The sequence below is a fragment of the Roseovarius atlanticus genome (genome assembly GCF_019802205.1).
In the GTDB taxonomy this organism is placed as follows: domain Bacteria; phylum Pseudomonadota; class Alphaproteobacteria; order Rhodobacterales; family Rhodobacteraceae; genus Roseovarius; species Roseovarius atlanticus_A.
This window is the reverse complement of sequence record NZ_JAHVHQ010000004.1, coordinates 481,286-493,800: the sequence shown is the minus strand read 5'-3', so window position 1 is coordinate 493,800 and position 12,515 is coordinate 481,286. Positions and strand designations below refer to the sequence as shown.

At 67.0% G+C, this 12,515-nt stretch carries 15 protein-coding genes; 5 read left to right on the top strand and 10 right to left on the bottom strand.

What is annotated here, in order from left to right; translation table 11 throughout:
• Positions 1-3: 3 nt before the first annotated feature.
• The gene (gene phnH, locus KUV49_RS19050) at positions 4-570 is read right to left on the bottom strand and encodes a phosphonate C-P lyase system protein PhnH (protein WP_222452526.1); all 567 of its coding nucleotides are present in this window, start codon (positions 568-570) and stop codon (positions 4-6) included.
• Positions 570-1,013, bottom strand: a complete 444-nt coding sequence (phnG, locus tag KUV49_RS19045) for a phosphonate C-P lyase system protein PhnG (protein ID WP_222452525.1) — start codon at positions 1,011-1,013, stop codon at positions 570-572. Before phnG ends, phnH begins: the two co-directional genes overlap by 1 nt.
• 102 nt (positions 1,014-1,115) lie before the next feature.
• Between phnG and phnF the strand changes: the two genes are divergently transcribed.
• Both phnF and KUV49_RS19035 read left to right on the top strand, forming a co-directional pair.
• The gene (gene phnF, locus KUV49_RS19040) at positions 1,116-1,877 is read left to right on the top strand and encodes a phosphonate metabolism transcriptional regulator PhnF (RefSeq protein WP_222452524.1); all 762 of its coding nucleotides are present in this window, start codon (positions 1,116-1,118) and stop codon (positions 1,875-1,877) included.
• 64 nt (positions 1,878-1,941) lie between these two features.
• Positions 1,942-3,123 (top strand): alpha-D-ribose 1-methylphosphonate 5-triphosphate diphosphatase, encoded by a 1,182-nt coding sequence (locus KUV49_RS19035; RefSeq protein WP_222452523.1) that lies wholly within the window; start codon positions 1,942-1,944, stop codon positions 3,121-3,123.
• A gap of 233 nt (positions 3,124-3,356) precedes the next feature.
• Here the strand turns inward: KUV49_RS19035 and KUV49_RS19030 are convergent, their stop codons facing one another.
• The 5 genes from KUV49_RS19030 to phnC all read right to left on the bottom strand — a co-directional run bounded on the left by KUV49_RS19030 (position 3,357) and on the right by phnC (position 8,041).
• Positions 3,357-3,974 (bottom strand): chloramphenicol acetyltransferase, encoded by a 618-nt coding sequence (locus KUV49_RS19030; RefSeq protein WP_222452522.1) that lies wholly within the window; start codon positions 3,972-3,974, stop codon positions 3,357-3,359.
• A 5-nt stretch (positions 3,975-3,979) separates the two neighbouring features.
• Positions 3,980-5,287 carry a phosphonate ABC transporter, permease protein PhnE gene (phnE, locus tag KUV49_RS19025; RefSeq protein WP_261391597.1) on the bottom strand — a complete coding sequence of 436 codons (1,308 nt, stop codon included), beginning with the start codon at positions 5,285-5,287 and terminating at the stop codon, positions 3,980-3,982.
• 23 nt (positions 5,288-5,310) lie between these two features.
• Positions 5,311-6,198, bottom strand: coding sequence for a phosphonate ABC transporter, permease protein PhnE (gene phnE / locus KUV49_RS19020; RefSeq protein ID WP_222452521.1), 888 nt, complete (start codon positions 6,196-6,198; stop codon positions 5,311-5,313).
• 70 nt (positions 6,199-6,268) lie between these two features.
• Positions 6,269-7,174: a phosphonate ABC transporter substrate-binding protein gene (gene phnD, locus KUV49_RS19015; protein ID WP_222452520.1), complete on the bottom strand. Its 906-nt coding sequence runs from the start codon at positions 7,172-7,174 to the stop codon at positions 6,269-6,271.
• A 72-nt stretch (positions 7,175-7,246) separates the two neighbouring features.
• Positions 7,247-8,041, bottom strand: coding sequence for a phosphonate ABC transporter ATP-binding protein (gene phnC / locus KUV49_RS19010; RefSeq protein WP_222452519.1), 795 nt, complete (start codon positions 8,039-8,041; stop codon positions 7,247-7,249).
• 170 nt (positions 8,042-8,211) lie between these two features.
• Between phnC and KUV49_RS19005 the strand changes: the two genes are divergently transcribed.
• Both KUV49_RS19005 and KUV49_RS19000 read left to right on the top strand, forming a co-directional pair.
• Positions 8,212-8,748 carry a TetR/AcrR family transcriptional regulator gene (locus tag KUV49_RS19005; RefSeq protein ID WP_222452518.1) on the top strand — a complete coding sequence of 179 codons (537 nt, stop codon included), beginning with the start codon at positions 8,212-8,214 and terminating at the stop codon, positions 8,746-8,748.
• Positions 8,748-9,140 carry an META domain-containing protein gene (locus tag KUV49_RS19000; RefSeq protein ID WP_222452517.1) on the top strand — a complete coding sequence of 131 codons (393 nt, stop codon included), beginning with the start codon at positions 8,748-8,750 and terminating at the stop codon, positions 9,138-9,140. Before KUV49_RS19005 ends, KUV49_RS19000 begins: the two co-directional genes overlap by 1 nt.
• A gap of 46 nt (positions 9,141-9,186) precedes the next feature.
• Here KUV49_RS19000 and KUV49_RS18995 read toward each other — a convergent pair whose 3' ends face one another.
• The gene (locus tag KUV49_RS18995; RefSeq protein WP_222452516.1) at positions 9,187-9,648 is read right to left on the bottom strand and encodes a hypothetical protein; all 462 of its coding nucleotides are present in this window, start codon (positions 9,646-9,648) and stop codon (positions 9,187-9,189) included.
• A 340-nt stretch (positions 9,649-9,988) separates the two neighbouring features.
• Entirely contained in the window at positions 9,989-10,282 is a 294-nt protein-coding gene (locus tag KUV49_RS18990; RefSeq protein ID WP_222452515.1) for a DUF1330 domain-containing protein, read from the bottom strand.
• A 131-nt stretch (positions 10,283-10,413) separates the two neighbouring features.
• Here KUV49_RS18990 and KUV49_RS18985 point away from each other — a divergent pair, with 131 nt between their 5' ends.
• Positions 10,414-11,412, top strand: a complete 999-nt coding sequence (locus KUV49_RS18985) for an LLM class flavin-dependent oxidoreductase (RefSeq protein WP_222452514.1) — start codon at positions 10,414-10,416, stop codon at positions 11,410-11,412.
• A 216-nt stretch (positions 11,413-11,628) separates the two neighbouring features.
• On the opposite strand, the gene recO is transcribed toward KUV49_RS18985, so the two are convergent.
• Positions 11,629-12,363, bottom strand: a complete 735-nt coding sequence (recO, locus tag KUV49_RS18980; RefSeq protein WP_222452513.1) for a DNA repair protein RecO — start codon at positions 12,361-12,363, stop codon at positions 11,629-11,631.
• Positions 12,364-12,515: the final 152 nt, after the last annotated feature.

Genomic DNA, 12,515 nt, shown 5'->3' with positions numbered 1-12,515 from the left:
GGCTCAGCCCTCCACTTTCGTGGTTCGCGGCAGCGCCGCCACGCGGGTGCCGCAGGTGAAAAAGAAATCCAGCCCCAGCGGAAACGCCTTTGCATTTCGCTGAAACGCCGCCACCTCCGGCAGGCGCAACCGCGCCGTGTCCCGGATGCCCGGCCCACGCAGCACCGCGCCGCCGGCCACCAGTTCCGGCACCTCGACGATCAGGGTCGTCGACCGATCCGGGTATTCCGGCGTCCCGATCGGATAGGCGTCCAGCGCCCCCAGCGCCTCCCACGTGCCCAATCCGAACATCGCCTCCTCCGGCCCGGCAAACGGCGCGCCAGTGTGGAACATGATCCACTCCCGAACGGCGGGCGCATCGTGATCGCCTGCCAAGTACACAGGCGTCTCCGCGTCGCACAGCGTCAGCACCAGCACACCGGCGGCCACCGACAACGGCGCAGGCGGCACCGCCCCGGCCAATTCCTCGATCCTCCCGGGCCGCGCCATGGCGTTCATCGCCCCACGAAAGGCCCGTGCCGCGTCCACCGGCGCATCGCCGAACCCGCCCGTCAGTGCCTCTGTCTGCATCAATCCTCTCCCCGCTGCATGGTGAAGAACTCCACCCGGGTCGCCGCCGCCTTGGCCCGCCGCTGCGTCTTCGCCGCCGCCAGCGCCTCGGTCAACGGCGCAACGACGCCCTCGCGCACCCGGTCGGCCTCATCGGTCTGCATCAACGCATCGACCAGCGCGGCGGTCGTCGCATGGCCCTTGTCGCGCCCCTGCACGTATCCGTGCCCGACGGCCCCACAGCCCAGCCGCAACGAACAGCGCGTCACCGTCATTTCACCAAGGTTGAACGGCGCGCCCGTGGCCCCGGTCCGGCCCCGCACCATCACCGCGCCCACCTCGGGCGCGCGCAGCATCTCGTGCTCGGGGGCCAGCCCCAGCCCCTCCCACAACCGCGCCAGGTCGGCGGCGGGGGCCTTGGCCAGCGTGCTCATCCACGCCTGTCTTTCGGTCGTTTCGGTCATCTAGACACCTTGCGAAGTTGTCTATGTTACTATACAACTAGACAAATCTATAACGCATTGCATCCGAGTCGCCAAGCCCCTTGCCCGTGAAGGTTTCATGACATGCCGACCAACACCGCCACACGCACCCCGGTCTGGAAATCCATCCGTCACACGCTCACCGACGACATCGCGGCGGGCCGCTACGCCCCCGGCGACAAGCTGCCGACCGAGGCGGAACTCGCCCGCCGCTTCGGCGTCAACCGCCACACCGTGCGTCGCGCGCTGGCGGACATGGCCGAGGCCGGCACCGTCTTTCCCCGCCGCGGCGCGGGCGTGTTCGTGGCGCAGAAACCCACCGATTACCCCTTGGGGACGCGCGTGCGGTTCCAGACCAACCTGCGCGCCGCCGGGCGCCTGCCCTCGCGCCGCGCCCACCTGATCGAGACCCGTGCCGCCGACGCAACCGAGGCCGAGGCGCTGGCCCTCGCCCCCGGCGACCTGGTGCATTCCTATGACGGGCTGTCGCTGGCCGACGACCAGCCGCTCGCCCTCTTCCGCTCCGTCTTTCCGGCCGCCCGCCTGTCCGGCCTGCCCGACGCTCTGCGCCGGCACAACTCGATCACCGACAGCCTCCGCGCCATCGGCGTGCCCGACTACACCCGCGCCTGGACGCGGGTCGCGGCGCGGCTGGCCTCCCCCACCCAGGCCGGCCACCTGCAGATCCGCGAAGGCGCGCCCGTCCTGCGCACCGTCTCGCTCAACGTCGACCCGGACGGCCAGCCGCTGGAATACGGCCGCACGTGGTTTTCCGGCGACAAGGTCACGCTGACCCTCGGCGACGCCCTGCCCGACACCGCGGCGGAAAAAGACGTGGCGGATTAACCCTTTGTCACTCCGACGATACAAACCCGCGCTACCTTGACGGGAAACGAGCGAGAGCAGTCCGATGGCCCCGAAACCCTGCGACATGCGCCTGACGGGCGCGCGCGTCCTGCGCGACGGCGAGCTGCAACGCCGCTCTGTCGTCGTCCGGCAGGGCGTGATCGGCAAGGGCCCCCTGCCCGCGGTCGACCTTTCGGGCTATCTCGTCCTGCCCGGCATCATCGACCTGCATGGCGACGCGTTCGAGCGCCACATCGCGCCCCGCCCCTCCGCGCCCTTCCCGCTGGCCGACGCCCTCGCCGCCACCGACCGCGACGCCGCCTCCAACGGCATCACCACCGCGTGGCTGGCCCAAAGCTGGTCCTGGGAAGGCGGCCGCCGCGCCCCCGACCAGGCCGAAGCGCTGGCCACGGCGCTGGCCACCGCCCGCCCCCGGCTGCTGACCGACCTGCGCCTCCAGATCCGCTGCGAGACGCATCTCACCGACACCGCCGACCGCCTGCTGGCCCTGGTCGACGCGCATGACATCGACTACGTGGTCTTCAACAATCACCTCGACGACGCGCTCGACGCCGCCCGGGCCCGGCCCGCCACGCTGGCCCGCTGGGCCGAAGAGGCTCGCCGCACGCCGCAAGAACACCTTGCCGCCCTGCGCGCCGCCAAGAAGAACGCCACCTTCGTGCCCCGCTTCCTCTGCCGCCTCGCCGAAGGCTTCGACCGCCGCGGCGTGCTCTACGGCAGCCATGACGACCCCGACGCCGAAACCCGCGAGACCTATTCCATGATCGGCGCCAAGATCTGCGAATTCCCCGTCACTCGCGCCGCCGCACGGCTGGCCAACGCCGTGGGCGACCCGGTCCTGATGGGCGCGCCCAACGTGGTGCGCGGCGGCTCGCAGGCCGGCAACGCCGCCGCCGAGGACCTGATCGAGGCGGGCTATTGCGACGCCCTGGTGTCCGACTATCACTACCCCTCGCTCGCGCGCGCCGCCTTCGCGCTCGTGGACAAGGGCCTGCGCACCCTGCCCGCCGCCTGGGCGCTGATCAGCTCCAACCCCGCCCGCATCATGCGCCTGCCCGACCGGGGCGTGATCGACCATGGCCGCCGCGCCGACCTCGTGGTGGTCAACGAAGCCACCCGCCAGATCGAGGCCACGATCTGCGCCGGCCGCATCACCCACCTGACGGGCGAGGCCGCCACCCGGTTCTTCGGCGCGGGCGCCGAGCTCGCAATGGCCGCCGAATAGGCTGTTACCCAGATTTTATCCTGCCGACACATGCCTGTTGCACGACTCGGTCATACAGGCGGCGTTCACTTGTCCCTGAACATCCCAAGCTTATTTTCATGACCAATCCGGGCGGCCTTCGGGCCGCCCAATTTGGGTCGGGACACCCCCCGCCCTCCCGTCAACGCCATCCTCGGGCGCGACCCGAGGATGCGCCACGCTCCGTAGGGTGGGTTTCCAACCCACCACGCGCCTCAACCCTCGTATTTCTCCAGGAATTGCTCCGCCGACAGCCCCCGGAAATCCTCCAGCGCCACCCGCAGCCGATCATGCGGCCAATCCCACCAGCCCAGCGCCATCACCCGCTCCGCCACCTCGGGCGCCAGCCGTGCGCGCACGGGCTTTGCCGGCACGCCCGCCACGATGGTGTAGGGCGCCACGTCCCGCGTCACCACCGCGCCCGAGGCCACCACGGCCCCGTGCCCCACCGTCACCTCCGGCTTCACCTGCGCATTGTGCCCCAGCCAGGTGTCATGCCCGATCACCGTCCGCCGCGCCCGGCGCTTTCCGAACCAGTCGGCATCATCCTCCGCATCGTCCCAGTAACTGGCCGAGCGGTACATGAAATGATGCAGGCTCGCCCGGTCCAGCGGATGATCCGTCGCCCCCACTCGCACGAAACTCGCGATATTGGAAAACCTGCCCACGTCGGCATTGGCGATATCGCACATCCGGTCGCAATAGGAATAATCCCCGAACACCGACTGCGCCACGCGGCTCCCCCGCCCCACCTCGCAATAGGCGCCAAAGGAACTCTCGGAGATCTCGCACTCGGGATGGATCAGCGGCGCATCGGCCCTCAGCTTCGGCATGCTGCCTAATGCCCCGAATCGTCCGACCGGATCAACCGCCGGCGCAGCATCCCCGACACCCAGTCCATGAAGATCACCATCAGCACCACCAGCACGATGTAATAGGTCACCTCTTCCCAGTCCTTCTGGGTGATGATCGCCTGCGTCAAGAGCAGCCCGATCCCGCCGCCCGTAATGGCCCCGATGATCGTGGCCGACCGCGTGTTGCTCTCCAGGTAATACAGCACCTGGCTCAAGAGCACCGGCGTCACCTGCGGCAGCACGCCGAAGCGATAGCGCTGCACCGGCTTCGCCCCCGTCGACTGCACGCCCTCGATCTGCTTGTCGTCCACGTTCTCCAACGCCTCCGAAAACAGCTTCCCGAAAGATCCCGTGTCCGTCAGCAATATCGCCAGCGCGCCCGTCAACGGCCCCAGCCCGAAGGCCCGCGTCAGCACGATGGTCCAGATCAGCGCATCGACCCCGCGCAGGAAATCGAACAGCCGCCGGAACCCGAACCGCACCGTCTTCAGCGGCGCAAAGTTCTTGGCCGCCATGAACGCGATGGGCAGCGCCACGATGGCCGCGCCCATGGTGCCCAGGAACGCCATCAGGATGGTCTCGAAAATGGCCCACATCACGTCCGAATGCCGCCACATCTCGTTATGCCAGAAATCGTCCCAGATCTCGCCCGCCTCGCCATCCAGCGCCCGGCCCAAGACTTGCCCCACGCTCATCCCGTGATACGGACTGTCCAGCGTGAAGAAGAACAGCTCCCAGCCGGCGAAATAGCGAAACACCTCCGCCCGGTTGCGCGTGACCGACAGGCGCCCCGCCTCGGTCGTGATCGCCAGCCGGTTCTTTGAACTGCTAATCCACTCCGGCAGGTCATCCGTCGGAAACTCCTGCACCACGCCCTGGCTACGGCTCGGCGTCGCCCGGATCAGGCCATAGCCCGGCACATCGTAACTGATCGTCTCGGGACCAAAGACCACCACGTGACCGCCGCCAAGGTCGATCACCGTGTCGCGGCCCAACTCCACCCACTCAGGGCTTTGCCCTTCGGGATATTCGCCTTTCCGCTCGCCCTCGATGGCCACCTCGACGGCCCCGTCGCGGTTGTCCCGCGTCACATGCACCTTGTAGCTATAGGTGTCCGCCACCAGCGCCCGCGCGTTCTCGGCGCTCGCCCTCTGCATCAGCCCCGGCACGTCGAAGGCGAAGAAGACGTAGACGAAATAGGCCAGGATCAGCACCGGCACGCCGAAGGCCACCATCCGCTTGCGCTGAAAAAGCTTTCCGGTCTGCGCCATCAGCGCATCTGTATCGGTCATGCTTGTCTTCATCGACGTCGCGCTCATCGGTGCATCTCCACCTTGCGTCCGTGCACCAGCCGGTCCCGGAAATGGCTCGACAGCTGGTCGAACAAGACAATCGTGGCAAACAGCATCAGGAACATCGCCGCCGCCTCGTCATACTGCCCCTGCCCCCAGCTGATCGCGTTCTTCAGCTCGTAGCCAAGACCCCCCGCGCCCACGAACCCCAGGATCGCCGAGGCGCGGATATTGATCTCGAACCGCATCAGCGCATAGCTCAGCCAGTTCGGCGCCACCTGCGGCACCACCCCCAGCATCATCCGCTGGCTCCACGTCGCGCCAACGCTTTCCAGCCCCTCCAAAGGTTTCAGCGACGCGTTCTCGTTCACTTCCGAGAACAGCTTGCCCAGCGCCCCCGCCGTGTGGAACGCGATCGCTATCATCGCCGGCACCGGCCCGCCCCCCAGCACGAAAATCAGAATGAGCGCGATCACGATCTCCGGCACCGCGCGGGTGACGTCCATGATCCGCCGGAACACAGGCACAAGCCTTGGAAACCGCGCCAGCCCCCGCGTCGACAGAAGCGACAGCACGACCGCCGCCAGCGCGCCCACCAGCGTGCTCACGGCCGCGATATTCACCGTCTCCAAGAGCGCGGGAAAGAATGTCACGAAATGCGCGGGCAGTTCGCCGGCCTTCTCCACCGCCTCGGCCACCACCTCGCCGGGATAGTCAAAGAAATTGTCCAGCCCGCCGATGAAGGACCCGCCGTTGCGCGCCTCGGCCAGGCGAAAGCCCGACACCATCAGCAGGATGAACACCAGCAGGGTGATCCCGGAATACAGCCGTCGCTTCGACACCTGCGCCATGTAGGTCGCCTGCACGTCGCTCAGCCGGGCCGCGCCGCCGGGTTGGATCACATCTGTCATGGGGCCTCTATCGGGTATGCGAACGGCGGGCCCCGGTTGCACGGGACCCGCCGCCAGCAGGAGGGATCGCTTATTGCGACGCGGACTTGCGCGCCTCGATGATCGACAGATACGCGTCATGCGTGATCGGGTCGAAGCCCAGGCTTTCACCGGCCGAAATCGAATAGGTGCAGTCGCGGTCGTTCTCGTACATGCCGTCGACCAGCGCCACCATCTTCTCTTTCACGTCCGCGGGCAGCGACTTGCGCAGCACGATCGGGCCTTCCGGAATGGGCTTCGATTTCCAGATCTCCACCAGGTCGTTCATGTCGACCAGGCCCGCATCCACGGCCTTGCGCAGCGCGCCCGAGTTGTACCCGTCTTCCCAGTTGCCCTGGCCGTCGGCCCAGGTCACGCCGGCGTCGATATCGCCGTTGTTGACCGCCACGATGGTCTGCTCGTGACCGCCGGTGAACTTCACCTCACCGAAATAGTCACCCGAGTCCATGGTGATGCCTTCGCCCGCCTGCGGGATCTCGATCGACGGGATCAGGTAACCCGAGGTCGAGTTCGGGTCGCCGAAGCCGAACACCTTGCCTTCCATGTCGTCGAGGCTGGTGATGCCGCTGTCCTTGCGGGCAAACCCGATCGAGTGATAGCCATAAGAGCCGTCCATATTGATCTTGACCAGCACCGGCTCCACCGCTTCGGGATCCTGCAGATAGGTCGCGGCATAGCCCGACGCGCCCAGCCACGCCATGTCCAGCGTGCCGCCGACAAGGCCCTGGATCACACCGGCATAGTCGGCCGGGGCGAACAGCTTGGTTTCCACGCCCAGCGCTTCCTCGGTGTAAGTCTTCAGGCACTCGTGAGAGCTCAGACGGTCCTGGGCGTTCTCGCCGCCAAGGATACCGATGCGGAACTCCTCGATCTCCTGGCCCAGCGCGGGCGCGGTCAGGGCGGTGGTGGCCGCAAGGGCAGCAATCAGTTTCTTCATCTTGATCCTCCAGTCGGGTTGTTGCCGCCGGCCCCCGTGACCGGCGCGCAGATGAATTTCAGGGTCGTGGGGTCAGGCAATCTCGCGCTCCGGAGTCTCGATTGCGGTCGAGGTCGCGGCCTCGGAAAAACTCGCGTCCGCGCCATAGATGTCGCGCGCCACGCCCGTGGTCAGCTGTTCGGGCGTGCCGTCGAACACCACCCGTCCATGCAGCATACCGATCACCCGGTCACAGTACTTGCGCGCGGTATCCAGCGTATGCAGGTTGGCGATGACGGTGCGGCCGTCCTCTTCGTGAATGCGCCGCAGGTCGTCCATGACCAGCTTGGCGTTCATCGGGTCGAGGCTCGCGATGGGCTCGTCGGCCAGCACCACCTTGGGCTCCTGCATCAGCGCCCGCGCGATGGCGACCCGCTGCTGCTGGCCGCCGGAAAGGGCCTCGGCCCGCTTCGGCGCATGCTCGGCAATGCCCAGCCGGTCGAGGATGGCGATGGCGCGATAGATGTCGGCCTGCGGATAGAGGTTGAACATCGTGGCAAAGGTCGACCGCCTGTTCAGCGTGCCGTGCAGCACGTTGCTGACCACGTCCATCCGCGGCACCAGGTTGAACTGCTGAAAGATCATCGCGCAGTCCGACTGCCAGGCGCGCTTCTCGGCGCCGCGCAGCGCGGTCACGTCCCTGCCCTCGAACACGATGCTGCCGTCGCTGGCATCGGTCAGCCGATTCAGCATCCGCAGCAGGGTCGACTTGCCCGCGCCGGACCGCCCGATGATCCCGATCATCGCGGGCTTCCCGACGGTGAATGACACCGCGTCGACCGCCGTCTGGCGGCCAAAAACCTTCGTAAGCCCGGTAAGTTCCAGCACTGCATCGCCCCCTGATGTCCCGGCGCAGGCCTACTGGCACTCTCCGAAGCTTCCGTGACGGTTCGGCAAAACTTTTGTGACAGGGGCCCGCGCGGGCGGCGCTTCGCGCGCCCATGCTGCATTGCGGCGGCACGCTTGCATTGCGCCCTGCGCAGGCGTATCCCGAACGCATGGCACGCGCGTCCACACGTCTGAAATCCAGCGACTGGCTCACTGCCGGGCTCGACGCGCTGTCCGAACTGGGCCCCACCGCGCTCAAGGCCGAACCTCTCGCGGTACGCCTGGGCGTCTCCAAGGGCTCGTTCTACTGGCACTTTCGCGACGTGCCGGCCTATCACCAGTCCCTGCTGGCCGCGTGGCGCGACGACAGCATCGCCCGCCTGCCCGACCTGATGAACGACGGCAGCACCGAGGTGGCCCGCCTGCGCAATCTCGCCCAAGCGTTTGCCGCGCCGGACGCGACCGAACCCGCCCTGCGCGCCTGGGCCAATTCCGATGACCTCGCCCGCGCCGCGATCAACGACGTCGACGACGCCCGCCTGGCCGCCCTGCAATCGCTTCTGTCCGACATCGGCATCGACAATCCGGAAATGGCCCGCATCCTCTATGCCTCGGCCATCGGCATGACATCGCTCGGCAATGCCAGCCCCGCGGACCACATCAGCGCCATCGGTTCGCTCGTCGACCTGGTGCTGGCCCTGCGCTGATGCGCGGCCTCCTGACGGTGCCCCTGGTGGTGTCGCTGCTGAATTGCAGCGGCGATGAAACCCTCTCGGGCCACGGCGCGGCCGACAGGACATGGCAGCTCGAGGAACTCGACGGCACCGCCTTCGACTCGACCGCCACCATCACCTTCCCCGAGGAAGGCAAGATCGTCGGCGAAGCGCCCTGCAACCGCTATTTCGCCGCGCAGCTGCAACCCTACCCGTGGTTCGAGGCCGCCGAGATCGGCACCACCCGCCGCGCCTGTCCCGACCTGACGCAGGAAACCGCGTTCCTCGACGCGCTGGCCGCCATGACCCTCGCCGAGGTCACCGAAACCACCCTGATCCTCAGCACACCCGAGGGCCGCGAGATGATCTTCCACGCCGCCGAGTGAGGCCGTCTGAGCAGTGTCTCAAGCCACAGGCACAGAAGGGATAAGATTATTGGATGCGGCCAGTTTTGATATACTGTTTGCTGGGGCGCTCAGAAACGGCAACCAGTCCTGCTTGGGTAAGAAAACGAGCTAGCCGACGAGACAGTCCTGTCGCAAAAGCGCCTCCCTTCTTTTCATGCCAATACCTGATGTCGCGGAACAAGTCAGCGCACTGGCTAATGTCCTCCAACAGGTTGCGAGATTCTAGCTCATGATACCGCGTCACTAACCAATGCTTTCTCTCAATTGAAAGGTCTTCAAAAAGTTGTCTTAAGTTATGACATTTTGCTTTCGCACCTAGGCCCTTCAGGACCAGCTCACATGCAAACGCGAACAGCATTGTTGCTGCCTCTATTTCATGTATGGACCCGTCGGTCTTCGCCCCGAGTTGGTAGTAGCCATTGGCACGGTCCAGAAGAAATGCGTCTACCGCTTCATGCATACCTCGTCCCACCCCTTGCGCTTCCATATGCTTGAGTCCTACGTGATCACGGCATCACTTTAAGAAGGGACACTCCCAAGCTTAACGTGCATCTACACCGTTGTCCGACCCGTTTCACCCGATTACGTATGACGCGATGGCCCTCGCCGAGGTCACCGAAACCACCCTGATCCTCAGCACGCCCGAGGGCCGCGAGATGATCTTCCGCGCCGCCGAGTGAGGCGCGCCGGGGCCGGGGACACATAGCGGAAAAAAGCACGCAGTTCCGCCCCCGCGCCATCCCCCTCTTCCTCTGGCTTCAAATATCCCCGCCGGAGGCATCCGCCGCTGCCTTCCCTCCCGAGGGTCGGCCATCTGGGCGCGCGGGTTACCCCAGCCCATCGACCAGGATCGCATTCAGCTCCGACCCCGACCGCCGCAGCACCGCAAGCTCCTGGAACGCGTCCGAGTGCCAGAACGCCCGCGCATGGTCCCGGTCGGGAAACTCCAGGACGAAGGCCGCATCGGGCATCGCACCCTCACCCTCCATCCGCTCCGGGTTGCCGCCGCGCACCAGGAACCGGCCCTCATGCGCCGCCACCACCTCGGGGATCTTCGCGAAATACGCCTCCATCCAGTCCCGGCTGTGGATCTCCATCTGCCCGATCACGTATGCCGCCATGGCCCTGCCCTCCATCCGATCCGCCGATCCTAGGCCGCAGACAGCGGCCGGCGCAATGCCCCCGCCCGCCGCACGGTTGTTCTCGGGCCCCTCAGCCCCCAGATGACATCCAACAGATGAAAGGCTCCGCCATGCGCTATTCCGTCCTCGATCTCGCCCCCGTGCCCCAAGGCCACGACACCGCGACCGCCATCGCCAACAGCCGCGATCTGGCCATCGCGGCCGAGCGGATGGGCTATCACCGCTACTGGCTGGCCGAGCATCACAACATGCCCGGCATCGCCAGCGCGGCCACCGCGGTGCTGATCGGCCACATCGCCGAGGCGACAACCACCATGCGCATCGGCGCGGGCGGTGTCATGCTGCCCAACCATGCGCCGCTGACCATCGCCGAGCAGTTCGGCACGCTCGCCACCATTCACCCCGGCCGCATCGACCTTGGCCTCGGGCGCGCGCCCGGCGGCGACATGGCCGTGGCCCGCGCCCTGCGCCGCGGGCTCGAGGCCGACCGCTTTCCCGACGACGTGGTCGAACTCATGGGCTATTTCGCCGATGCCGATCCCGCCGCCCCCGTCTCGGCCCATCCCGGCCAGGGCACCCACGTGCCGGTCTGGATCCTCGGCTCCAGCCTCTACGGCGCGCAACTGGCCGCGCATCTGGGCCTGCCATACGCCTTCGCCTCGCATTTCGCGCCGGACGCGCTGGACCAGGCGCTGGACATCTACCGCACGCGGTTCCAGCCCTCGGCCCAGCTCGACCGGCCGTATTTCATGCTGGCGGCCAACGTCTTCGCCGCCGACACCGACGCCGAGGGCGCCTTCCTGCGCACCTCCATGCAACAGGCCTTCGCCCGCCTGCGCACCGGCCAGCCCGGCAAGCTGCCCGCCCCGGTTCAGGATATCGAGGCCGCCATCGGCCCGCAGATGACGGAGTCGGTCAACCACGCCCTGAGCGTCTCCGCCACCGGCTCCCCCGCCACGGTCCGCGCCCAGCTTGGCGTCCTCAAGGACCGCTACCAGCCCGACGAGATCATCCTCACCGGCCAGATCCACGACCACGCCGCGCGGGTCAATTCCTTCCGCATCGCCGCCGAGATCTTGCAGGACATGACCACCGCCGACGCGGCCTGAGAAAGGGCCAGAGTTTCAAGCCGCGCGATCGCCAGACCGCGGGCTGGCGACCGACAGGTGTTCTGGGCACTTTATGGTCGCCAAATCCGCAAAACCATAGATCGAGGCGCCAACGTCAGCCAATCGCCAGCCCGTCCGGGCGGTCTGGCGATCGCGCGGCGGCCTTCGGCCTTGACTCCGCGCGAGACACGATCAGCCATGGTCCTCACCCCCCCCTCACCCCTCTGCCACCTGCTCCAGCCGCCGGATCAGCCGCGCCCGCGCTTCGGGCAGCGGCTTGTGTCCCATCTCCGGCGCCAGGTGGTTCATCAGGAAATACCCCGTCACCCCCAGCCCCTCCAGTATCTCGCCGTCGCTGCACACCCCCTCGCCCAGCAGCGGCGCGGGCAGCGGCAACAGCTTGTCCGCCCACTCCCCAGCCCCGGCCCGCGACACCGCCCGCCCGGTGCGCGGCGAGATGAAGCTCAGGTCGTTCGCCTCCCGCCCCTTCACCGCGCATTCGCTCAGGTCCAGCCCGAACCCCATCTCGTCAAGCAGCGCCATCTCCCACTTCAGATAGGCCAGCGGCCACACATCCCCCTGCCCCAGCAGGTCCAACAACGCCTCGGTCTGCCCATAGAGACGCCGGTGCGCCTCCCGCTCCGGCAGACAAAAGATCAACAAGGACGTCACCGCGTTCAGCCCCGCCAGCGCCACCCGGTCCCCCAGCGAGGCCGCCGCGCGCGACCGCACAGGCTCCACCGTGAACGCGCCCAGGTGATCCTCCAGCCGCGCCTTCCACGTCACGTCCACCTGCCCTCCGGGCTGCAACACCGGCGCCATCTTGCGCGACGCCCCGCCGCGCACCACGCCCGCATGCCGCCCCTTCAGGGGCGTGAACACCTCAAGGATCGCCGCCGCCTCGCCATGCGGGCGGCTGGCCAGTACAATACCTTGGTCGCGCCATTCCATGACACTGCTCCGCCTCTCCGAACAGACATAGGACATCAAATACTGAACCCTGCCAAGGCCCGCCCCGACACACGGTCTGGAAATCCGGACATGACCGGGGGCGCGGGATATGCTTATCTGCCCCCCGTATAGATTTTTCGCATAGGGGGACC

Excerpts from the sequence above, each read along its gene's own strand:
- phnE (WP_222452521.1), bottom strand. The coding sequence starts at position 6,198 with ATGACAGATGTGATCCAACCCGGCGGCGCGGCCCGGCTGAGCGACGTG.
- phnF (WP_222452524.1), top strand. The coding sequence starts at position 1,116 with ATGCCGACCAACACCGCCACACGCACCCCGGTCTGGAAATCCATCCGT.
- recO (WP_222452513.1), bottom strand. The coding sequence starts at position 12,363 with ATGGAATGGCGCGACCAAGGTATTGTACTGGCCAGCCGCCCGCATGGC.
- phnG (WP_222452525.1), bottom strand. The coding sequence starts at position 1,013 with ATGACCGAAACGACCGAAAGACAGGCGTGGATGAGCACGCTGGCCAAG.
- KUV49_RS19000 (WP_222452517.1), top strand. The coding sequence starts at position 8,748 with ATGCGCGGCCTCCTGACGGTGCCCCTGGTGGTGTCGCTGCTGAATTGC.
- phnH (WP_222452526.1), bottom strand. The coding sequence starts at position 570 with ATGCAGACAGAGGCACTGACGGGCGGGTTCGGCGATGCGCCGGTGGAC.
- KUV49_RS18995 (WP_222452516.1), bottom strand. The coding sequence starts at position 9,648 with ATGGAAGCGCAAGGGGTGGGACGAGGTATGCATGAAGCGGTAGACGCA.
- phnD (WP_222452520.1), bottom strand. The coding sequence starts at position 7,174 with ATGAAGAAACTGATTGCTGCCCTTGCGGCCACCACCGCCCTGACCGCG.
- KUV49_RS18985 (WP_222452514.1), top strand. The coding sequence starts at position 10,414 with ATGCGCTATTCCGTCCTCGATCTCGCCCCCGTGCCCCAAGGCCACGAC.
- KUV49_RS19005 (WP_222452518.1), top strand. The coding sequence starts at position 8,212 with ATGGCACGCGCGTCCACACGTCTGAAATCCAGCGACTGGCTCACTGCC.
- KUV49_RS19035 (WP_222452523.1), top strand. The coding sequence starts at position 1,942 with ATGGCCCCGAAACCCTGCGACATGCGCCTGACGGGCGCGCGCGTCCTG.
- phnE (WP_261391597.1), bottom strand. The coding sequence starts at position 5,287 with ATGACCGATACAGATGCGCTGATGGCGCAGACCGGAAAGCTTTTTCAG.
- KUV49_RS19030 (WP_222452522.1), bottom strand. The coding sequence starts at position 3,974 with ATGCCGAAGCTGAGGGCCGATGCGCCGCTGATCCATCCCGAGTGCGAG.
- KUV49_RS18990 (WP_222452515.1), bottom strand. The coding sequence starts at position 10,282 with ATGGCGGCATACGTGATCGGGCAGATGGAGATCCACAGCCGGGACTGG.